The 23,971-nt window shown below is 39.8% G+C and carries 17 protein-coding genes and 2 pseudogenes; 1 reads left to right on the plus strand and 18 read right to left on the minus strand.

Going from position 1 to position 23,971, the window contains the following annotated elements; genetic code table 11:
- Window positions 1–22: 22 nt before the first annotated feature.
- From PaeCFBP13512_RS16755 to PaeCFBP13512_RS16785, 8 genes and pseudogenes are all read right to left on the minus strand, one after another.
- Window positions 23–1,561, minus strand: coding sequence for a DHA2 family efflux MFS transporter permease subunit (locus tag PaeCFBP13512_RS16755; RefSeq protein WP_137224737.1), 1,539 nt, complete (start codon window positions 1,559–1,561; stop codon window positions 23–25).
- Window positions 1,562–1,575: 14 nt separating this feature from the next.
- Window positions 1,576–2,229: an HlyD family secretion protein gene (locus tag PaeCFBP13512_RS16760; RefSeq protein ID WP_069326446.1), complete on the minus strand. Its 654-nt coding sequence runs from the start codon at window positions 2,227–2,229 to the stop codon at window positions 1,576–1,578.
- Between the two features lie 91 nt (window positions 2,230–2,320).
- The gene (locus PaeCFBP13512_RS16765; RefSeq protein ID WP_137224739.1) at window positions 2,321–2,863 is read right to left on the minus strand and encodes a PadR family transcriptional regulator; all 543 of its coding nucleotides are present in this window, start codon (window positions 2,861–2,863) and stop codon (window positions 2,321–2,323) included.
- Window positions 2,864–3,155: 292 nt separating this feature from the next.
- Entirely contained in the window at window positions 3,156–4,325 is a 1,170-nt protein-coding gene (locus PaeCFBP13512_RS23645; RefSeq protein ID WP_441343340.1) for a PTS fructose transporter subunit IIC, read from the minus strand.
- Window positions 4,326–5,084: pseudogene (locus PaeCFBP13512_RS23650) on the minus strand (fructose PTS transporter subunit IIA); the annotation flags it as partial.
- Between the two features lie 15 nt (window positions 5,085–5,099).
- Window positions 5,100–5,978 (minus strand): ketose-bisphosphate aldolase, encoded by an 879-nt coding sequence (locus tag PaeCFBP13512_RS16775; RefSeq protein WP_137224741.1) that lies wholly within the window; start codon window positions 5,976–5,978, stop codon window positions 5,100–5,102.
- 18 nt (window positions 5,979–5,996) lie between these two features.
- Complete coding sequence (locus PaeCFBP13512_RS16780) at window positions 5,997–7,862, minus strand: BglG family transcription antiterminator (RefSeq protein ID WP_161594294.1); 1,866 nt, start codon at window positions 7,860–7,862, stop codon at window positions 5,997–5,999.
- Window positions 7,863–8,137: 275 nt separating this feature from the next.
- Window positions 8,138–8,671 (minus strand): VOC family protein, encoded by a 534-nt coding sequence (locus tag PaeCFBP13512_RS16785; protein WP_342671987.1) that lies wholly within the window; start codon window positions 8,669–8,671, stop codon window positions 8,138–8,140.
- Between the two features lie 86 nt (window positions 8,672–8,757).
- Here PaeCFBP13512_RS16785 and PaeCFBP13512_RS16790 point away from each other — a divergent pair, with 86 nt between their 5' ends.
- Entirely contained in the window at window positions 8,758–9,195 is a 438-nt protein-coding gene (locus PaeCFBP13512_RS16790; RefSeq protein ID WP_137224745.1) for an Lrp/AsnC family transcriptional regulator, read from the plus strand.
- A 144-nt stretch (window positions 9,196–9,339) separates the two neighbouring features.
- Here the strand turns inward: PaeCFBP13512_RS16790 and PaeCFBP13512_RS16795 are convergent, their stop codons facing one another.
- From PaeCFBP13512_RS16795 to PaeCFBP13512_RS16840, 10 genes and pseudogenes are all read right to left on the minus strand, one after another.
- Window positions 9,340–9,711: a DMT family transporter gene (locus PaeCFBP13512_RS16795; RefSeq protein ID WP_137224747.1), complete on the minus strand. Its 372-nt coding sequence runs from the start codon at window positions 9,709–9,711 to the stop codon at window positions 9,340–9,342.
- Window positions 9,711–10,262: a TetR/AcrR family transcriptional regulator gene (locus tag PaeCFBP13512_RS16800; protein ID WP_069326440.1), complete on the minus strand. Its 552-nt coding sequence runs from the start codon at window positions 10,260–10,262 to the stop codon at window positions 9,711–9,713. Before PaeCFBP13512_RS16800 ends, PaeCFBP13512_RS16795 begins: the two co-directional genes overlap by 1 nt.
- Window positions 10,263–10,409: 147 nt before the next feature.
- Window positions 10,410–10,917 (minus strand): annotated as a pseudogene (locus PaeCFBP13512_RS16805) (SRPBCC domain-containing protein).
- 213 nt (window positions 10,918–11,130) lie between these two features.
- Window positions 11,131–14,946 (minus strand): glycosyl hydrolase 53 family protein, encoded by a 3,816-nt coding sequence (locus PaeCFBP13512_RS16810; RefSeq protein WP_137224830.1) that lies wholly within the window; start codon window positions 14,944–14,946, stop codon window positions 11,131–11,133.
- Window positions 14,947–15,281: 335 nt separating this feature from the next.
- Window positions 15,282–16,811 (minus strand): malate:quinone oxidoreductase, encoded by a 1,530-nt coding sequence (locus tag PaeCFBP13512_RS16815; protein ID WP_069326437.1) that lies wholly within the window; start codon window positions 16,809–16,811, stop codon window positions 15,282–15,284.
- A gap of 364 nt (window positions 16,812–17,175) precedes the next feature.
- Window positions 17,176–18,171 (minus strand): glycoside hydrolase family 43 protein, encoded by a 996-nt coding sequence (locus PaeCFBP13512_RS16820; RefSeq protein ID WP_137224748.1) that lies wholly within the window; start codon window positions 18,169–18,171, stop codon window positions 17,176–17,178.
- A gap of 227 nt (window positions 18,172–18,398) precedes the next feature.
- Entirely contained in the window at window positions 18,399–19,820 is a 1,422-nt protein-coding gene (gene araA / locus PaeCFBP13512_RS16825) for an L-arabinose isomerase (RefSeq protein ID WP_137224750.1), read from the minus strand.
- Between the two features lie 90 nt (window positions 19,821–19,910).
- Entirely contained in the window at window positions 19,911–20,606 is a 696-nt protein-coding gene (locus tag PaeCFBP13512_RS16830) for an L-ribulose-5-phosphate 4-epimerase (protein ID WP_069326434.1), read from the minus strand.
- 2 nt (window positions 20,607–20,608) lie between these two features.
- Window positions 20,609–22,225, minus strand: a complete 1,617-nt coding sequence (locus PaeCFBP13512_RS16835; RefSeq protein ID WP_371748127.1) for a xylulokinase — start codon at window positions 22,223–22,225, stop codon at window positions 20,609–20,611.
- A gap of 505 nt (window positions 22,226–22,730) precedes the next feature.
- Window positions 22,731–23,963, minus strand: coding sequence for a Fic family protein (locus PaeCFBP13512_RS16840; protein ID WP_137224755.1), 1,233 nt, complete (start codon window positions 23,961–23,963; stop codon window positions 22,731–22,733).
- Window positions 23,964–23,971 lie beyond the last annotated feature (8 nt).

Below are 23,971 nucleotides of genomic sequence, written 5' to 3' on the forward strand. Positions count from 1 at the left end.
GTCTATATGGATAGGTGAGGCTTTAAGCTTTGGCCAAAATCACTTCTTCTTTCGCTGGTTTTGGCTTACGTTTGCCAATAAATAATAAGATTAATGGAATCGAGCAGAATAGCGGAATCGATGAGATCACAAAAGTATCTGCAATCCCTCGCGAATACGCATCCAGTGAAATCATGCCTGTTAACGAAGAGACCCAGGAGCTACCCAGTGTCGATTGCAAGGTCTGAGCACCATCTGCTGTGATCGATTCTGCAATATGTTGACCGTGTAAAGCGGTTCGACTTTGCATAATAAATGTTAAAATGGCAATCGCAATGGAACCTGCAATCGTCCGAATCAGGTTGGATGCCGCCGAAGCATTGGCTACTTTTTCCGGTGCTACCGCATTCATCCCTACTGTAGATAAAGGCATGAGACACATACCGATTCCGATGCCACGTAGAACGGTGACCATCTCGAACCAAGTCCGAGAAGTCTGTGGAGATAGGCTATACATATGAAAAGTCATCAGACTGGTTAACGTTAAGCCCACCAGACCTATTGGAACAATGCCTATCTTATCCAGTAGCTTCCCTGCAAATGGCATCACTATCGCCATCGCTAACGCTTGAGGAAGTAAGATTAAGCCTGTATCGATTGCTGAGTAAGACTGTACACTTTGCAAAAAGACAGGTGCCAAAAATGTTCCGCCATACATTCCCATCATGACAAAGCTAGACGTAATCACACTAATCGTAAATTTATAATTTTTGAATAAAGATACATCGATAACAGCATTGTCTTTGCCCCATTCGACCACGATCAAAAAGATTAATGACCAGACCGAGATAAACAGTAATCCGACTATTTCAAAAGATGTCCATCCTTTTGATGAACCATTCGATAGAGCATACAATAAAGTTCCTGCACATGTGCCTGCTAGTATAAATCCCAAAATATCGAACTTAATCGGTTCGCTTTTGGGTGGTTCTTTGATCAATAACATGACCATGAGAATAGCGAATAATGCAATCGGTACACAAGCGATAAAGAGGAAGCGCCAGTTAAACCATTCGATCAAGTATCCGCTTAGTGTAGGGCCTATCGCTGGAGCAGCCATGGCCGAAATCCCCCAGATCCCGATTGCCATCCCAACTTGCTCACGTGGAATAATTTTATAAATAATCGTCATACTCAGTGGAATAATAACGCCGCCACCAAGACCAGCAATAATACGAGCAATAATCAACGACATATCATTCCATGCGAAAATGCAAAAAGCGGTTCCTAGCGTAAACAGGGCTAATGCACCGATTAAGAACTTTTTATAGCCTACTTTGCGTTCCATAAATCCTGTAATTGGCACGATAATACCTGACGCTAATGTATAGCCGGTGATGACCCATTGAATCCGGGTTGTGGTTGAGCCTAGATCGGTCGTTAATTGCGGAATCGCTACATTGATCAGGCTGTTATTTAGTACAGCGATAAAAGCACCAAGAACAATAGCGAAGAAAGCAAGCCAGCGTTCTTTGGAAGAGGTATCCAAGGAAGGAGCAGCAGCCATTTCATTAGAAGCCACATCGACTCCCCCTTTTACTGTGTATAGATTTTAATTTCAACATTGGTTCCGGGAATCAGTGTCATGCCGTCCGGTACATTCAATGCTATTTCAACAGGGATTCGTTGGGTCACTTTGTTAAAGTTACCACTGGTATTGGTAGCAGGAATCGCAGAAAATACAGCATTGGAAGCTTGTCCAATTTTGCGAATTTTGCCTTGTATCGTGGCTCCTTCAATCGCATCAAGCGTAATATCAACCCGTGCACCTAACTTAATCCGGCTAATATCTGTTTCTTCAATATTGGTGGATACATATAGATTTTTCATATCTGCCATAATAGCGATCGCTGTACTCGGTGATCCCATTTCTCGTTCTTTGGATTGTACTTTGAGCACCGTACCATCAATAGGGGCACGTACCACTGATTTACTAATATCACTTGCTTCTAGACCAGATACATCTTGTTCAGCGATCGGTTCATTCTTTTTGAGAATATCGCCTTCTTCGACATCAATATGATCTAATCGAGCAGTCAGCTGAGGCATCACTTTATACTGATCTGCACTAATTCGAGCATCATCTGTTTTGACGAAATGACTTCCTTGATACCAGTAGTAATAGCCCAGTGCACTACCACTTACGACCAGTAGTACCAGTAAAATAATTAAAATAATCTTCTTCTTCACTTACTCCACCTCAGCAGTCTAAAAGTTGGGAATCTCTATTCAAACCATCATCGCGATCTGTACTCACCTATGCTCTAGAGCATGTAATACATCAAGAACGATGTTTTTCAAGTAACGATAGTAATTGTTTAAATGCTTTTAATTCGACTTTCTTTTTATCCAATGTATATGCACCCATAAAATCAACCATTTCGTGTTGATCAGGATCGACATAGTCGGGCAAAGGATGATATGAATTTGCTTGTAAATAGTCTATTCGCTTCTCCAAATTTTCGATGGTTTCCAATGTCGAATAGATCAGTTTGTTCACATCTACAAGCTGAATAAACAACAGCGAAGCAAATAAAGAACGAACATCTTCAGGATTTTTAAAGCTTTTATAAATCATTTCTTTTAAATGTTCTTTCCCTTTTTCAGTAATCGTATAATTTGTTTTTTCAGGACGATTATCATTTTGAATCGTATTCACTTTTTGAATATAGTCTTTCTTTTGCAAGGCTTCGAAATTGTAGTACAAATTACCATCGGTGACCCGTACCAGACCTTCTGTGCCGTTATTAATAATTTTTTTGATATCATACGGGTGATAATCCTGATCATGAAGCTTTCCCAAAATAAAAATCTGTATAGACAATTAAAAGCATCTCCTTTGTTCCTATTCATTTATAACAGTGTATTTATCTATAGGTTTGATTCTATCGATGCTTTGCTTATCAAAAATTACTTTGCGTAGATTACTCTGTACAGAGTAATAAACAAGATTATCTTATGTAATTTTTTAAACGTTGTCAATGGTTTTCAAGATTTATGTAGGTATGTAATGTATTTTTACAAAATAAAGGTTGTTTTTACGCCAAAAAGAGTAAAATCCTTTCAACATTCTGAAGGATTCTACTCTTTTTAAAATGTAAATATATTGGTTATTCTTATGCTGATTTCATAGTTGGTGCTAATTCACTTTTCTCTACTTCTGTTTGGTCATTGTTTTTCGATTGATAGACTGGCTTTTTTAACAAGCCAATGATACAAGCGGTAACGACAGAACCAACAGCAATACAGAGGATATAGAGCAATGGATTACTGGCTGCTATCGGAATCACGAAGATACCTCCATGCGGAGCTTGTAGTGAAATACCCAGTGCCATACACATTCCGCCACCGATCGCTGCACCAACAATATTAGCAGGAATAATCCGTAATGGATCATTGGCGGCAAAAGGAATAGCGGCTTCGGTAATAAAAGAAGCACCCATGATATAAGCGGCTTTGCCTGCATTGCGTTCTTCGATGGTAAATTTGTTTTTGAACAATGTCGTTGCTAATGCGATACCTAGCGGCGGAACCATACCTCCAACCATCAGAGCAGCAGACGGTTCAAATATCTGATTGGCAAACATAGCGAGTCCAAAAGCAGATGCGGTTTTGTTAATCGGCCCACCCATATCCGATGCCATCATACCTGCAAGTAAAGCACCTAACAATATCGCATTCGTCCCTGTTAAGCTATTGAGCCATCCCTGTAACGATACGTTAATCCAAGCCATCGGTGTATTCACGACAAAGTACATAATAATCGCTGTTACAAATGAACCGACTAAAGGTAAAATCAACACAGGCGACAGACTTTGTAAGGAATCAGGAATCCCTCTCACTAATCGTTTGATCGCTAAAATACTATATCCTGCGATAAATCCTGCTAACATCCCGCCGAGGAAGCCTGAACCACCGAGTGTGGCAAGCATTCCGCCAATCATCCCCGGTGCTAGACCTGGACGATCTGCAATACTATAGGCAATATACCCTGCTAATACAGGAACCATTAGAGCAAAGGCTGCACTACCACCTGCTGTACTCAAAAAAGCAGCAAACGGATTATAATCAGGGCTTGTTGGATCAGCGGCATGAATACCGAACATAAATGAGAGCGCAATCAATATTCCGCCAGCGACGACGAATGGAATCATAAAGGAGACACCATTCATAATATGACTGTAGATTTTAGGCTGTTTGAGACGTGTTTTTTCTTTTGCTTCTTTGAGGTTGGATTGACCACCATTTTGAGCGACACCTTTACCTGCTATCGCTTCTTCAATCAAATCTTTAGCATGATGAATACCGTTTTTGACCGACGTTTGAACCACTTTACGGTTACCGAAAACGCTCATATCGACTTTGACATCGGCGGCAACTACGATTCCATCCGCTTGCTCAATATCTTCCGCTGTTAATTCATTTTCGACACCTGTTGATCCGTTTGTCTGTACTTTGATCTGTACTCCCAATTCTTGAGCGGCATTTTTTAATGATTCTGCCGCCATAAAGGTATGAGCAATTCCTGTAGGACAACCGGTAACGCCGACGATTTTTTTGCCTGCATGTTTTTTATCACTATGCAGAGCGGCTGTATCTTGTTGTTCGGCTTGTTCAAATAGTCGCACAATCTCTTCACGATCACGTGCCAGAATGAGCTTCGCTCTGAACAATTCATCCATCAGAAAAGTGGAGATTTTGGATAACGTCTGCAAATGTTCAGAAGACGAATGTTGATCAACCGCAATCATAAAAAACAGATTACATGATTCTGTGCTGTAATTAATACCGCTTAGTGATCGACCCATAATAATTGCGGGCGCTTTGACTCCTGCGGACTTGGCATGTGGAATAGCAATCCCGAAGCCCACTTCAGTCGGTACCTGTTCTTCACGCGCCCAGATATCTTTTTTAAATTGCTCAATATCGCTCAAATAGCCGTTATTATTTAACTTTTGCGCTAATTCATCTATCAATTCTGCTTTGGTGGTAGCGGTGACATCCAATATGATATTTTCCGGTTGTAACACACTAGAAATCTTCATGATTGATCACTCCTCTTATAGCTCTCCCAATTTATAAAGGGATGCTTTACCTGTTGATCCGAAAAGATCCATTTTTTTCTTCACCAATTCTGTTGCCGCTTGAGTCGCTTCAGGCATTAAGAAATCAGGTTCATAAGCATTAGGATTCGCATCGAGTGTTTTTCTTAATTGATTGTAAAAGGCACGTTTCATATCTGTAGATAAATTGATTTTGGCGATACCGTGCTTCACCGCTTCTCTGATTTCTTCATCTGGATTATCTGAACCACCATGTAACACTAATGGAATTTTCACTTTTTCATGAATCTGTTGGAGTCGATCGATTTTGATCGAATGGTCTTTCGTTTGCGGATAGATACCGTGTGAAGTCCCTACCGCCACAGCCAGTGTATCAATACCTGTCTGTTCTACAAAAATCGCCGCTTCATCAGGGTTGGTATACAGAATTTCATCTGCTCCACCTTCAGAGCTACCTTCATTACTACCGATCGTACCCAGCTCACCTTCAACCGATACATCCACCAGATGTGCTAATTCTACAGCTTCTCGTGTAGCCGCAATATTTTCTTCAAAGGGTAAATGCGAAGCGTCCATCATCACTGATGTATAGCCGTTGCGAATCGAGCGTGTAATATCTTTGATACTTGCTCCATGATCCAGATGAATCACAAACGGTACTTTCGATTTGGATGCCGCTTCACGTACATAAGCGACAAAACTATCGGTCACCAGATCAATTTCGTTCGGGTGAATCTGCATAATAGCAGGTGAATTTTGTGCTTCTGCGGCATTGATGACCACTTTGACGAACTCACTATTCGCTACATTAAAAGAACCGACTGCAAATTTATTCTCATACGCCACTTTAAGTAAATCTTTCATATTGATTAACATTTGAATGCCTCCTAAGGGTTATTTGGAAGACCAGACTTCCAAAAATTCATCGTAATTAGTGATTTTGAGTAGCTTTTCGGTCATATTGGTCTGCTTGAACACATCGTAAATTTCTTCAAAAAATTTGGTGTTGTTCACCTTTTGATTTTTGGGTGGGATAAAGAGAAAGATGATCTGCGCCATCTGATCACCCCACAGTATTTTTTGCTTATTGATAGCGACCAGTACACGTAATTTTTTGTTATCTCCACAATCAAATGGATGGGGCATCGCGACTAGATTTCCTATATTGGTACTCGACATTTTTTCCCGTTCCAGAATACTGGTATACAGATGTTGAATATCTCCTAGTTCTGTAAGGGTTTTCAATAAATCAGCAGGTTGATCCTCATCTAAGAAAAAGAGATCGTTTGGTGATAAATAATACTTCAATAATCCACGATTTAACTGGATCGAAATATTTTTCATATCTTCACTGGTAATCATTTCACTCACGACAATTATATTTTGAGCCTGTAATTGATGTTGTTCGGCGATCTCGCTTGTCGTAATAATCGTCTCGATTCCTTCAGGCAGAAGATGAATTTCATGATTAGCGAGCAGACTGTCGATTTTGATATTCGGAAAATACAGATTGATTTTGCGTTCTAATAGCTTGCCCACTAACGGGTTTTTGCCATAAATAATCGCTATACGTTTGCGGGTTTCTTGAGAGTTCTCGATAATACCCATCACATGAAGCGTTAAATAACCGATTTCATTTTCCGGGATTTTGATATTTAAGCAAAATTGCAATTCTTTCGCTAACACAACCGCAATATTATAAGCGTTGGTGTATTCTGATTTTATTTGAGTAATAAAAGGATTTTCGACAGGAAAGTAATATTTTAACGGATATAAGGACTTGGTAATATGAGCAAGTAGTCGATCGAACAGTTCTTCATTTTTGTAACTGACAAATCCATATTGCTCTCCAACGTTCTGGATTACGGCTTTGATTTTGGCTTCGATCTCATTGGATTGCTCATGTTCGATGCCTTCATTTTTTTTCGGTAAAATCTGTAGTGCAATCAGCAGATAACCTAGATACTGATACTCGTATTCATCAAATGGAGTCTTTAACTCCATGGTCAAACGGTTCAAAATAGAACGGGCGATACGTAATTCTTCAAAGCTTGTATGATCAAGACGCATATCTTGTGCTGCGATAGGCTGTCCGAGTTCAACCCGCTTGAGGCTGATCAGTACATTGACACAGATCGAAAATAATTCCTGTGAACTCAGTAGCAAATGATATCGTGCGACTTCTTCCTCGATACATGTGTAGATAAAGGTAATCGCTGATTCGTTAAACCAATCGCCAAAATAATACTGTAGCGCTTCATCCAACGACATGCGTTTGAGACAATCCGCAGTCACCAGCTTTTTGAGCAAAATCCGCTTTTCGACTTCGCTTCCTTTAAGCCGAATGCCTTGAAAAATAATCGCTTCGATCTCAATATTCTGCTTTTCTGCTTGAATGGTCTGCAACAATTTCTGTACATCTTTGCGAATCGTTTGTGTAGAAAAATAAAGATTTTTGGCTAAATCTTCATAAGTGATAAAGTCTGTCTGTGACAGTAACGCTTTAATAATATGGAAAGCTCGCTCTTCATAATCATCTTCATTCTGATGGAGATTCGACAAGTCTCCGACAAGCTTGTATCCTTTGCGAGTGTTACCTGTGATAATCGCTTTATCTAAATAATTCTCGTTGATTTCTTTGATGTCATTGCGTATCGTTCTCGTCGTTACATCAAATAGATTAGCTAATTCGCTCCCACTCACAAAGTCATGCTCCGATTGTTTTAAATGCTCCAATAGCTTAATGTAACGTTTCCGCATTTGATTTCCTCCTCGCATTTATACTAATGCAAGCGCTTTATTTACACCAAGCCTATAGTGTTTCCTAATAGTTAGGAAGTGATTTGTTGTTTGTTCTATGATACCCACCTTTTAAATATCTAAGAGACTTCACTATTTAAGAATCTTTTGCGAAAAAAGGAATAGCAAAAAAGCCTTGAAGAATTATGAAAAGATTTCATAACTCATCAAGACTTGGGTTCGTGATTTTAGACGAAAAAGACTACATCCTATGATGATAAGGTTCTATTCAATCTTTAAGGTGTACGATGAACATCAAAGCTAACTTCTTGTAAAAATTCTATCACTTCTCCATTGGGGCTCTGAATCACAGCATTATGCACCCATAGTTGCGGATCACCTAGTGACAGATGTGCAGGTTGGATATAAGGAATAGCTCCATACGCTAAAGACTGTTGATATATCTTTTCTACATCGTCTACATAAAAGGCAAAATGCAATAGCGCTCCATAACGAACATCATCGCGCGAATGAGCACGTTTTCCTTGAGCAGCAATAACCGCTCCTGCATCAAACAATTCAATACATGTACGCTGATCTGGTGAAATAAGCATACAAGCGTGTTCAATGTTGAACTCAGGCAAACTCCATTGATGCCCTATTCGAAATCCAAGTACTTCCTGATAAAAAATAAGCGTTTTCTCGTAATCTTCTGCTTGAATAGCTACATGGGCTAACCCGTTTATCCCGATGTTAATCTCCCCTTCGTGATATGATCTATTTATTATAAAAGAATGCAAACGAGCGATATATGAACAAAAAAAGCACATTAGCCCGTAATACTAACAAAAAGAAGTTAATTTCTGCTATTTACCTTTTATTCAAAAAAAGCAAAGCGATAAGGAGAAATCATACAGTGTCCTATTCGATAGATGAGATAGATCGCCAATTAATGAGAAAGCTTCAACAGCATGCCCGAATAACGATTGTGCAACTGAGCAAAGAACTCCATATGTCTGCGCCATCTATCAGAGAACGAATTCTACGATTAGAAGAACAAGGAATTATTACAGGATACCATGCGGCTTTTGACGATAAACAATTAAATCTTCATTTAACAACGTTTATGATGATCAAAACAGAGCGCTGTCAAGAAGTTGTAGCATTTTGTGAACAAGCTTTAGAAGTGACTGACCTTCATCGAATCAGTGGAGAATATAATTATTTGTTAAGAATCCAGACAACTTCTATGGAAGAATTGGTTCATTTTCAGGAAAATATTGGACGTTTAGGTGTTTCCAAATCGCATGTAAGTATCAAAAATATATTTGAACATCGATATCCTAAGTTCTGATATTCCGCTTTATTCTTTATGTACGAAATAAGATCAGCTTTTATTTAGAAATAAACTATTATCTATACTAATAGCCAAAAAGCCACCCTTGAACAAAGGCTGGCTTGAAATGATTGGTATCAAAGATATTTTGTTGATGTCACTTTACTTCTGAGCGATCGAACTTGTTGTTTCTGTCGATTCTTTTGCTTCACCATGTCCTGCACCGAATAAATTCAATACCACGACTCCAACAACGATAAGCCCTATACCTACCATACTTCCTGTATTGATCTTTTCTTTCCAGATGAGTACAGAGATCAATGCTGTCGCTACAGCTCCTACACCTGACCAGATCGCATACGTCATATTAAGTGGTAACGTTTTGAGCGTTAACGAAACAAAGTAAAATGAGATCACAAAAGCAACAATGGTCAGCAATGTCGGATATAACTTGGTAAATCCTTCAGAAGCTTTGAGCATCGACGTTCCAATCAATTCGCCTATGATTGAAATTGCCAAAAAGAGATATGCCATTATGATTGCTCCTTTATATAATTTCTAAGTTCTTCCATAATCTGCTGTTGTAACTTATCATCAGGTGGCGCCAGACCAAACATACCTGCGAACCATAATCCATCCACTACTAATCGCGCCATCGTAGCACGTACTGGATCAAGTTCATCATGTTCGAGTTTATGCTGAATATCTTGATAATCTTCTTGCAATAATTTAAGCATTTTGGGATGAGTAAAGTGTGCTACCGATAGTGCGGTATATAGACCATCTACATCCTGCTCTTCTGAAAATGAAGTCTCTACATAAGCACGTGTCCATTTCCCTTTAGAATCGGAATCTTGCTCAGCTCGTTGATATAATTCTCCGGTAAAATGATTGGACATCCGTTCGACCATGCCTAGAATCAATTCCTCTTTGTTCGGAAAATGATATAGTAGTCCGCCTTTGCTGATGCCTGCTTGTTTGGCTACTGCTTCTAACGTTAATTTGTCTACGCCTTCTTCACGTACCACATGAGCAGCCGCTTTGAGAATCGTTTCTTTTTTTAATTCTTTTTTAGTTGTTGTCATCATTGATCACCCATTTTACTATACCGTCTGGACGGTTTTATTTCAAGTGAAATTTTAAAATAAAATCACTCAAAATAACAAAATCCCTGAACGAATGTTGAATATACTTCATCATCCATCAGGGCTTTTATCATCGATTCTATTTAATTAAAGAGATTGCAGATAGGCTTCAAGTCGATCCCATGTTTCGCGAATACCTTGCTCTACTCCCATCTCGATCACCTGTTGCAAAGCTTCCACAGATTCAAAGCGAGAATGACTGATTAATTGAGTCTGCCCGTCCTGATCTGCAAATAACATCGTAATATGACTAGGTGGCATTCCTTCAACCTCATTGCTATCGGCATCGGAGAAATAATCGGTATAGACTATTTTTTGATTAGGTTCAATCTCATGATAGACGGCTTTACCCCATGATTCATATCCATAAAAATCACCTTGCGTGGGATCGATACACTTCATACAATAATGCCAGATCCCCCTCTGGACGAAAATCGATATTGCAGACCGTTAGCGTCCATCCATTGGGGCCCCACCACTCTGTCAAATGTTCTGCTGTTGAGAATGCTTGAAATACCTGTTCACGTGTAGCATCGAAAACCCGTTCTAGCACTAACGTCTGACCTTCTACTTTGGAGATCATTTTAGATGACATGATTCATCCTCCTGTAATGTAGTTTGGGTAATGGCTATAGATGCTCATTCTCTAGGTTGCTACGTTAAATATACTATCAAAACATGCCTTTATTAAAGTTATATTTATACCAATAATCAACATTTCTAGGTTTAGGTATAATTCATACGATTATTCTATAAAAAAAGAACGCTCCAGCGTATAGCCAGAACGTTCTTTTTGAAATTTCCACTTTTACTGATTGATTCTTGTTGCTGTTACAATATCTCCAAATGCCCAATGAGATGCTGGAACATCTGACCACTGAGATGTAGTTGTCTCTACGCTTGGTGTTAGATTCAGTACTCGATTGAATAAGGTAACCGCTTGTGCACGGCTTAATGTCTGGTTCGGCTTGAATGTACCATCTGGCATCCCTTGCATATAGCCTGCTTGCTGAACTTGAGCAATAGATACGTCTGCCCAGTGTCCTTTCGTATCCGGGAAAATAGGACCTTCTCCACTAAGCTTCATCCAGCGAGCAAGGATCGTCGCCATTTCAGCTCTAGTGATTGGACGTTCCGGTGCGAATGTGTTCGGACTATCCCCTTGCATCCAACCTGCGGCAGTAATCGCTTGAATCGCTTCTGTACTCCATTTGCCAGCGATCACATCACTATACTTCGATGTCTGATCTGCTGTTGTGGAAGATGTAGATAAGCCATCTCCTCCCAGACGGACAAGAATAGATGCTAACTCGGCGCGTGTCACAGTACGATTAGGTTTAAAAGTCTGATTAGGATAACCTTGCATATAAGGTTCGTTCGTTGGCTTGCTTTCGCTTGTCTTGTCACGATCTAGCGATTTCTCCAGATGAACAATTGTAAATGTACTGAATTTGTTAACGCTAAATTGTAATGCAGAAGATCCATTGTCTTCAGAGATTACTGTAGGTTGTAGTAACTCTTTGGTTCCATCACTGTGTTCAACATAGATCATTAGATTGTTCACAAATGTCTGACGTTCTGTTGTGGATGCTGGTAAAGCTTGCTCTGGTAAAGGAAGAACTAGATTCACAGGCTGTCCTTGTAGATTCGTATCGATCTCTACAGGTGTACCGATCACTTGTACGGTTCCATTGCCTATAGCAGATTGTATGAGACGATCTTGTTGCACACGTTCGTTCACCGCTTGTTGATCGGTTGCTTTTTGCAAAGGACGAATCGTAAATTGACGATCTGCTCCTAATGCAGACAATGTAGCTACAGGTAGAATTAGTTGTGCATGATTAGTATACACTTCTAGATTCATTTGATTATTTACCAATATGCTCGCTGTTTGTTGAGGTAAACCCAATTGCAATTCACTAACTTCATTGTTGGGGTCTGGCATCATAAGACGTACGGTTGATTTACCTTCTGCTTTTACTTTTTGCACCGTTTCTTGTGCTTGGGACGCTTCGTAATTAACAGTGTCTTTTTTGGTTCCATCTGCTAATGTTGTACGTTTAATTATAAGGTTAGAAGAAGTAATGTTCTCAGTCGCTACTGCTGAACCACCGCCATCTTTACTGGAAGAATTACCCGTAGTAGGAGTCGGTGTTGGTTCTGGATTAGGAACAGGATTAGGCGTTGTGCCTCCATCCGGTTCAGTCGCTTCTAGATCACGTGCAAATGTTAGATAGAAATCATCTAATGATCCCCATGCTCCACCACCCGCTTGAATTGTAGCACCTACGGTTAACATTCCATCAGTTACTTTGATGTCTTTCAGTTCAGGCTGATTCCATTGCACCCAGCCTTTAACTCCTGTCTCTGCTTGTACTTCTTGTCCACCCGTAGAAGCAAATAAAGCCATCTGGGATGGATTTGCTTCGCCACCTTGAATCGACATGGAGAGATCATAATAACCGGGCTTCAGTCCTTGTACGATCTGCTTCACTTTAAAATTCACACCATCCGCTGAAAAGAAATGGAGCGAGTATTGTCCGGATTTGGCATCTGAAGCTTTGTTTTGGAAATCAGTATGCGGTGTACTTCCATCGCCATACGTCACTTCCCACATACTACGATCATTTTGTTCGAATCCACCATTGAGCAGTAGATTGGGACGGCGAATATCCAGTTTTGCTTGTGCCGCGTATCCACCGGTAGCTGTTCCTTTGATCGTATACTGACCTGCACCTTGACGTAGTGCATCTTCTAACTCTTGCTGATCCCAGACTACAGCTAGTGTGCCTGTAGTACCGTCATTATAAGTTGCTGTCACTACACTAGGTAATGTGATAGGATCACCTGCATTAGCTGTAATATTCACAGTTTGCACTTCATCGACTTTGAGCGTTGCTACTGCACCCGTGTTTACGTATTTGAATACATTGAGCGAAGGTAATGGATGACCTGCAAAATCAAACAATGCCTGATTATCGACAGCACTACCGCCATACCATTTACCCGCATCATCGGGATCATATTCTGCCGCATAACTAGATGCCCAACCTGATCCATATTGTTCCCATAGTTTTTTATTTTGTTCGATATTTTCTTTCGGCCCTACAGGTAACCATGCAGGTTCCCAATAAAATACACCTATGCCGGCATCTCCAACTTGCGATACCGCTTGGATCACATTACGCACAGATGTCGCTTGTCCTTGAGCGCTGATCGGATAATCAAGCGTCTGTCCTGAACTGCGAGGCGCTGTATTTTCATGACCGTCTCCATCTTCGGCTGTGTAGGCATAAGACGTTTCAGCGACCATCACTTTTTTGCCATACGTATCGGCTACTTGCTTCAATACAGCAGTCAAATTGCTCAGTGTACCGTGCCAGAATGGATAATACGAACTGGCAAATACATCATAATCGACTCCTTGTTCCGCAAGCGCTTTGGCATAAGAAAGATAACGACCCGGTGTCTCTGGATTCGTAAAATGTAGCGCAATCAGAATCTTAGGATCTACTGCTCGTATCGCCTGACTGCCTTTATTGAACAATCTGCTGATATTCACCCAGTTATTTTCCCCGATAAATGATTGATTCGTTTCATTACCTACTTGTACCATACCTACATCTATCCCTGCATCTACAATCTGTTGTAGGCTTATCTTGGTATAATCATAGACCGCTTGTTCTTTGTCCGCCAGATTAAGGTTTGCCCATGCTTTCGGAGTATGTTGCTTACCCGGATCTGCCCAGAAATCAGAATAATGGAAATCGACTAACAATTTCATACCATTTGCCGTCGCTCGTTTTCCCATTTCGATCGCTTTGGCAAGATCATTATCTCCGCCACCGTATCCTTTACCATCTGCTGTATACGGATCATTCCAGATACGCACACGAATATAATTGACACCGGATTGTTTTAACGTTGTAAATATATCTTGCTCTATCCCTTGCTCATTATAGAAAAGCACGCCACTTTGCTCCAGTGAGAGAATACTGGATACATCGACCCCTTTAATAAAGTCGGATTTCAAGCCCGGTACTTTTTGGACAAAAATATCGGCTTGTACAGGTGTGGTTGTATCGGTGCTTGTCTGCTTCAACTTCACTGCATCAAGATATCCCCATGCGCCTGCTCCACCTGTGATTCTAGCTCCAATCTTAAGGTTAGTCGTCGGCTCGGTCAGAACAAATTTCAATATGACCGTTCCCCACTGATTGTATCCTGTTGTTGCCACGTCATTACTTTGTTCATTGCCTGCGAACAATTGAACATGACTTGCTTCTGCTCCTGTACCGCCCATTGACTGGACAGACAATTCGTAGCTTCCAGCAGAAAGTGTAGGCACATTCTGACTTACGGTGACTTGCTGGCTAGTCGTAGATTGATCGCTTATCCAATATTTGAATGCATACGTATCTTCTGAGGGTGTAATAAAAGAATCATTCACATACGCATATTGCTGAATATCAATTAATTTCCAATCTGAAGAATCCACTTGCCATGATGAATCATTCCAAAAATCACTTTCAAATCCTCCATTTTGAATCCATTCGTTGTCACTGGTTGCTTCTGCTAATGCAGGTGTCAGATGAGCCGGTAATAGACCGATGATCATCACCATTACTAACAACAACGAAGCTATCTTTTTCTTTCTTTTCAATGATGTATCCCCTTTCGCTCTATCTATGTGTATATCTTCACATAAGCACTGTTCTTTTATGTAAAGCGCTTACATATAGCTGTGATCACTATAGCATCCTCTTTTGCACAGCAACATGGGACGATTGCAACATTTTGTGTTTTTAGGCAAGCATTTTGGTGAGAACTGTTATTCCGACTGTTTAGATTGGCGATATATGGAATTTTGGTCAAAAAAAGAACCTTCCATCTGCAAAACAGATCAAAGGTTCTACTATTTACATTACCGTATGTTATCTTATCTTGCTCCATATCAAGCTATACCTTTTTAAAGACTTTGGTATCCATATCTAGCTCAGTCGCTGGATAATCGCTTAGACCTAACGTGTCAGAAGTGGAGGCATGAATACTTTGGAAAAGATCTGGATGTTCCGCCAGCTTTTTACCATACGAAGGAATCATGTCTCTAAGCTTAGGTTCCCATTCTGGCATCCGTTGCGGGAAACATTTTTGGAAAAGATCGAGCATAACATGTACAGCTGTCGAAGCACCGGGTGAAGCACCTAGCAACGCAGCAATCGATCCGTCAGCAGCACTGACGACTTCTGTCCCGAATTGAAGTGTACCTTTGCCATCTTCTGTGTCTTTAATAACCTGCACACGCTGACCAGCAACGACGATTTCCCAATCTTCGCTTTTGGCATTAGGAACGAATTCACGTACTTCTTCCATCCGTTTATCGTTTGACAGCATCACTTGTTGAATCAGATATTTGGTTAGCGCCATCTCTTTTGCTCCTGCGGCTAACATCGTGAACAAGTTGTTCGGTTTGACCGAATTGATCAGATCCATATTTGAACCCGTTTTCAAAAATTTCGGTGAAAAGCCTGCAAATGGGCCGAAGAGTAGTGCTTTTTTATTACCAATATAACGTGTATCCAAATGCGGTACAGACATCGGCGGAGCACCTAATTTTGCTTTACCATAGACTTTGGCATGATGTTGCTCAATCACTGCTTGATTGGTACATGACATAAAGACGCCACTAACCGGAAATCCACCGATATGCTTGGATTCAGGAATACCTGTTTTTTGAAGCAACGGTAGACTACCGCCACCTCCGCCAATAAAGACAAATTTAGCAATATGAAGTTCTGTTTTGCCTGTGCTGATATTATGGACTTTGACTTCCCATCCACCTTCGGCAGCACGCTTGATATCTTTAATCATATGTTTATAGTGTATTTCTACATTTTTAGTTTTGAGATCGTCGAATAAAATACGAGTTAACGCACCAAAATTCACATCGGTTCCATAATCGATTTTGGTAGCGGCAATCGGTTCATTCGATGTACGACCTTCCATCATTAATGGAATCCATTGTTTTAATTTAACCGGGTCTTCTGAATATTGCATGCCTTGAAATAACGGATTTTCCGAAAGCGCTTTAAATCTTTTATTCAGAAAAGTCACATTACTTTGTCCTAACACAAAACTCATATGTGGAATCGGCTTAATAAAGTCTTGTGGTCGACGAATAATATTGCGCTTTACGAGATGAGACCAGAACTGCTTGGATAGTTGAAATTGCTCGTTAATATTAACGGCTTTGCTAATATCGACCGATCCATCGGGCTTCTCTGACGTATAGTTCAGTTCACACAGCGCAGCATGACCTGTTCCTGCATTATTCCATTCGTTAGAGCTTTCTTCTCCTGCATTGGCTAGCTTCTCAAATACTTTGATTTCCCATTCGGGTGCTAACTCTTTAAGCAATGACCCCAAAGTCGCACTCATGACTCCGGCACCAATTAAGATAATGTCTGTTTTTTTCGGTATGCTGTTCATAAAAACCTTCCTTTATCTCTTTATATTTGCAAAAAAGAGCAGGCGCTTCTATCCAGGTCATTCCAGAAGCAAAGCTCCACTCAGGAATATACGTTATCTGTATTCATTATAACCAAATTATCTTCTATTTAAAATATTATCGGCATGTGTCTCTTCATTATAAACTATTTTGATCTGGTAAAAAATGAGAAGATTGACTGAAATAGTCGAACATCTTAAAGTCTATCGGGTTACTGTGCTTTTGTCTAGCAATCTACAGCTTTTATTATGTTATATTATACATAATATGTAGGTCAAAAGGATACGTTAGCTTTGGATAGGAACTACGTATCCTTTAGGTACAGCGATCATTATATAGTTGGCATTACAACGTTGCTATCGAATGTTTCAGTCTAAATCGATCTCCAGTATCTTCAATCTCATATAGATAACAACGTGAAGCAGGCATATCAAAAGGACGATGCAAAATCAACATCCATTGCTGATCAAAAGTCTGGAAAAGCATCCCGTGACCGCTATCTTCTTTCACTAATGGCTCCAATTGTTCCCACGGACCTGCAAGTGTACCACTGATTGAGCGAGCAATCGTCTGCACATAGCTATCTCCTTCATAGCTTGACCATAACATCATCAGCTTACCGCCAGATGTACGATAAAGCTGACAACCATCGGTGACATAGACAGATATCTCTTGATCCTCTGGCGCATGCTGTTGCTGGGATAACCACGGTGCCGAAGAAGCTTGTAATAACGTCATCGGTTCTCCGATAGCAGTTGATAAGTCAGCATCAAGACGCACCGCTTCGATCGTACCGTCAATCGTCTGAATCCATTCATGACAATAGACCATCCATGGCTCATCTTGTTCATCCATATACAGCGTGCCATCTAATGTCATCTGAGTTGAAGATACCACAGGAGCTTCCGGGTTGATCATTTCAAAAGGGCCTGCTGGTGAATCGCTCACAGCAATCACAGTACCTCTCCAATGCTTCTCATACCCTTGAACAGGCTCACCATCTAGCTTCCGCTCTTGATTATGAAGTGTCACAAATAAATAGTACCGACCTTTATAAGCGTGTACTTCAGGAGCCCAAGCCCCATGTTGAGGATGTGCCCAACTATTTTCAGGTACGGTAAAGACAAGATAAGGACCTTTCCAAGACTCCAAGTCCTGACTGGTATACGTTAATACTCCATAAGATGCTACCCCGTGTAGTGAAGGTACTGCGCCGGTATATAAATAATATGTACCTGTCGATGAATCAGCTAACACAAATGGATCATGAGCAGGAATATCAGTTAGACGATGACCTTCTTGCGGTTGACTTACATCACAAGCACTATTATAAACAGTCATAGCAATCAGCTCCTTTGATTGAACACGCTTTCAAAAATAGATAAAGTATACCCTTTATAGATGTTGAAGTCTATTCAAATCAAGTATAGTCTGCAAGCAATCAGTATATCCATCATCCTATTCTCAATACTAACAACAAAACGCAAAAAGTCGGAGATGAACTCCGACTTTGCATGTGATCTTACTTTTTATAATTCATCCATAGATCAATCAGCTATTTACCATTTTTATTTAATAATAACGTAATCCAAGTTCACTAATTTCGCATAGGTTACGATTTGGTCTGTTGTAAGGTTCAACGATACAACTGTATGATGACCGCCACCATTTTCGATCCAAGCACGTACGCCGTCTTGGAAGTTAGGTTTTACTTGCCATAGTACACGCGCTACCGGTAAGTTCGGTGCAGGAACCGTAGGCTCGAATGCAGACACTTCGTTGATCAACAATTTGTAATGAGTACCAAAGTCAGCCATGGATACAACAACACCTTCGCCTGCTTTACCATCAAATACAAGACGAGCTGGATCTTCGCGATCGCCGATGCCTAGTGGAGATACAACTACTTTCGGTTTGCTACTCGCAAGAGTCGGATCAACTTCTAACATATGAGATTGCAAGATCGCTTCTTGACCTTCAGCCATTTCATACGTGTAATCTTCCATAAAGCCTGTATTTTCATTGTGGCTCATCACTTTCAGCAGGCGATCCAATGCTGCTGTTTTCCAATCCCCTTCACCTGCAAAACCATACCCTTGCGCCATCAAACGTTGAACCGCAAGACCTGGAAGTTGCTTCATGCCGTGCAAGTCTTCAAAGTTAGTCGTAAATGCTGTGTAACCACCATTATCCAAGAAACGCTTGATTGCGATCTCATAACTTACTTGTACACGTACACTTGCTTCCCAAGCTTCTTGACTGTACGTACCATATTCAAAGTCATACAATTCTTTATATTGAGCAAGCAATTCATCGATTTCTTGTTCAGTCACAGCATTAACGTATTCTACAAGATCGCCAATACCGTAATAATCGACTGTCCAGCCAAATTGAATTTGTGCTTCAACTTTGTCGCCTTCGGTTACACCCACATTACGCATATTGTCCCCAAAACGAGCGACTTTAATATTAAAGCTTTCGTTATAAGCAAACGCAACATCCATCCAGTCTGCGATCTGTTGTTGCACTTCTGGACGCTCCCAGTATCCAACCACGATTTTGTTTTGTTTCCCTAGACGAGCATTGATAAATCCATATTCACGATCACCGTGCGCCGCTTGGTTCAAGTTCATAAAGTCCATATCAATCGTAGACCATGGAATACTCTCATTGTATTGTGTTGCCAAATGAAGCAATGGTTTTTGTAGCAATTTCGTACCACGAATCCACATTTTTGCAGGAGAGAAAGTATGCATCCATGTGATTACACCAGCGACTTCATCACGGTAATTGACTTCTTTCATAATGCTGGTGATTTTGTCTGCGGTTACTGCCAAATCTTGCAATACCAATGGATACGGCAATACTCCGCTAGCGTTTAACGAGTCTGCGATTTTTTGTGCATTTGCTTTAACCTGTCCTAGTGCTTCTTCTCCGTACAAATGCTGTGAACCGACTACGAACCAAAATTGTTTAGTTGCTACTGACATATCATTTCATCCTCTTTTCGTTAATATGATTAAAGTTAATAGACCTCTAACTGATATTGTATTTTCTGTATTCCTAAAAATTGTAGTGGATTACTTTTGCCCGTAATACGCATCTTTACCATGTTTGCGCAGATAATGTTTATCCAGAATATTCTGTGGCAATTCTTTAGCAAAGTTGTTCAATTGACGTGCATATAGATTCATTTTGCAGACTTCTTCAAGCACAACACTATTCACTACAGCAGACTTCGCATCTTTCCCCCATGTAAATGGTGCATGACCGTGAAGCAATACAGCTGGAATCGCCATGACATCAAGTCCACGTTGTTCGAACGTCTCGATAATGACGTTACCTGTCTCCGCTTCATATCCACGATCAATCTCTGCTTGGTTCAAGAAGCGTGCACAAGGTACAGCGCCATAGAATGTATCTGCATGTGTCGTTCCCATTACAGGCACATCCAGACCCGCTTGCGCCCAAATTGTTGCCCATGTGGAATGGGTATGCACAATGCCGCCAATTTGCGGATAATGCTTGTACAGAACTGCATGAGTCGCTGTATCCGAAGAAGGTCTCATATCGCCTTCAACCACATTGCCATCCAGATCAACAACCACCATATCGCTAGGTTTCATCGTTTCATAATCGACACCGCTTGGCTTGATCACAAATAGATTACTTTCCCGATCGACAGCACTGGCATTTCCCCATGTAAATTTGACCAATCCATGCTTCGGTAATTCTAGATTTGCTTGATAGACTTCTTCTTTTAACTGCTCTAACATGCTTAGTTCCTCCCGTTCTCTAACAAATGATCTACAGCCGCTTGTTCGATAGCCAATCCTTGCTGATAACGCTCGATAAAGGCTTCGAACCCTTTCACATCGGTTGCATCTGGCTGTACTTGTTCACCGACAACATCATGGAATACTTTTTGTTCCAAGAAGATATCCAGACTTTCCTGCTCGTCTTTGTTGATCATATAAGAAGCTAATAGTGCCATTCCCCATGCTCCACCTTCACCAGCTGTCGCCATTACCGAAATCGGTACATTCATTGCTGCTGCAACGATTCGCTGTCCGACTACAGGTGTTTTGAATAGACCGCCATGAGCAAGAATACTATCTATCGCTACATTTTCATTTTTGGTCAAAATATCCATTCCGATCTTCAATGCACCAAATGCAGAGAATAGATGAGTACGCATAAAGTTCGCTAGATTGAAGCGACTTTCAGGTGAACGGACAAATAGCGGACGACCTTTTTCAATACCTGTAATATTTTCTCCAGAATAATAACCGTAACTAAGAAGTCCACCGCCATCTGGATCAGCTTCAAGCGCTTTGTTGAACATTACGCTGAATAGCTTGGCATTATCGGCTTCGTATCCCATCGCTTCGGAAAATTCACGGAACAATCCTAACCATGCATTGATATCACTGGAACAGTTGTTAGCATGCACCATTCCAACAGGGCTACCGTCTGGTGTCGTTACAATATCAATCTCTGGATGAACTTTAGACAATTCTTTTTCCAGTACGATCATGGCAAATACCGAAGTACCAACAGAAATATTACCAGTGCGCTTTCTTACACTATTGGTGGCCACCATTCCTGTACCTGCATCGCCTTCTGGCGGACAAAATGGAATACCAGCTTGCAACGTTTGGGTAGTATCGAGCAATTGAGCACCTGCTTCAGTCAATAGACCCGCTTGCTCTCCTGCACGATACACTTTCGGTAACAAATCTTCGATTTTCCATGCGTATCCTTTATCTGCAATCAATTCATTAAATTGAGCCAACATGGATGGATGGTAATTATGCGCAGACTCTTCAATCGGGAAAATACCGGACGCATCGCCGATTCCCACCGCTTGATTGCCTGTTAACAACCAGTGTATGTATCCTGCTAATGTCGTTAACGATGCAATCTGAGGCACATGACTTTCTTGATTCAGGATCGCTTGATACAGATGGGCGATACTCCAACGTTCCGGAATATTGAATTGGAACAGTTCAGTTAATGCTTTGGCTGCTACGCCTGTTGTCGCATTACGCCATGTGCGGAAAGGAACCAGTAATTCGCCTTGTTGATCCAGTGCTACATATCCGTGCATCATGGCAGAGAATCCAATCGAACCTACCGTTTGTAGCGTGATTCCATATTGACGCTCTACTTCTTGCTTCATTTCACGATAAGCTGTCTGCATCCCTGTAATAATATCCGCTTGATCGTATGTCCAGAATCCGTCTTTCAACAAATTCTCCCATTCATAGCTTCCTGATGCGATGGTCTCAAATTGCTTATTGATCAAGACCGCTTTGATCCGTGTGGAGCCAAATTCAATCCCGAGCGAAGTCTCTCCGTTCATAATCGCTTCTTTCATATCCACATGACTCATGCTCATGTAGTCCCCTCTCTATAGTGCAGTTTGGTGTTGATACGTTAGTCGTACGGATTAAGCATATATTTCAAAATAAAGTCGCTACATTATCTATAAGTATGGTAATCTCCAATATTCTTTTTAAAAAGAATGCGTTTTCTTTTTGTAACAGTTACAGTATATTTTTTGTACGTACATTTGTCAATGTAAGATCCCTTTTTAAATCAAAAAAAGATAAAAAATATCTCTTTGGCTTCCATGAGAAGTGATATAGACACTCTTTTTATAGTAAAAATAAAATATACATCCTTAATTAAATGCTTTATTCAAGCCTTTTTGGATCATTTAACGACTTATATAAGTTAAAATATACATAAATCATAATAATTTTAGACAAGTACTCAAACCTTTAAAATATGTACGTACAAGTTAGATAAAATACATAACATTGTCTGTTTATAGACAAATAAAAGAAGCATCAAAGAGATTAAAACACTCTTCAATGCTTCTTTTATACTAAATTTTAAAAAGAAAAAATATCTTCTAAACATTCTTCACAAAAATTATAAGTTTTAGGTTTTTTCCTTACTATTTCTACATATCCTTTCTCAATTAAGTAATCCATTAAATTGTTAACTACATACCTTGATTTTTTAGAAAGATCCATCAAGTCATTGACAGATAATAGTACAGTATCATCTACAAATACATGTACAGTCATAATTATATATAACAATTGACTTTCATCTTCGTAACCTTTCCACTTCTCGCTTTTACAATATTCTTTGATTCGTTTCAGTTTCATAAAGTTAATTTCTAGGTCTTCAATAATTCCTTTTTGTCCAGAGGAAAGTAATTGTAGCATATTGATCAAATAAAAAGTCATATCTCCTTGATTAAATGGTGCCGGTATTTCTTCTAATGACTTGTAATACTTTGCCTTATCTTTATTTACTGCATATGAGAATGTTATAGCCGAATATTTTTCTAAATATCTGGATAGATAGCTTCCAACAATTAAACGCCCTGTACGACCATTACCATAATAAAATGGATGTATATATTCGTAATAATAATGAGCAACCATATACCTATACAGCGGCGGATGAGATTCATTTTGTAAGTATTGAATTAAATTACCCAACGCTTCAATAATTTTTTTCTCTGACGTAATTCCAATATGTGTTGTAGTCATGCCATCATTGATTTCAACATATTCTTTCCGAAAAAATTCGCCATCTGGAGTATCATCTTTTTTTACTTCATCGGCTACTAAATCATCATATAATACTCTAAAATCTTGAACATGTTCAAAAGCATCAATTTGATCTATATAAAGATACGATTTCATTAAACCTATAAATCTTTTATTCTTAGATTCTGTTTTTTTTAAAGCACTGAGTGCTTCTTTAAGCTCTTTTTTTGTACTTCGAATTCCTTCGATTTCATTATTACTTTGAGCTTCATTGATAATAAGTTTATTGAAATAAGGCTTCACAACAAAAAGTGGAAGTTTATTTATCAGTGAATTAATTTTAGAACTATTTAATAAGACTTCGTTATTTAAATTCATTAATTCGTTAATATTTACATAAAATAATTCAAATAAATCATTAGTTACTTTTCCTCGCCGGAAACCACTAATATTTAAGGATGTTAAATAGCTTCCATAACTGTTCTTTCTTTTATATAATTCTTCCTTATAAGCATTAGCATCTAATTTATAATAAAGCTTTGTTAATTTCTGATACTCCATTTAATCAC

The organism is Paenibacillus sp. CFBP13512, from assembly GCF_005233705.1.
Lineage (GTDB): Bacteria > Bacillota > Bacilli > Paenibacillales > Paenibacillaceae > Saccharibacillus > Saccharibacillus nuruki.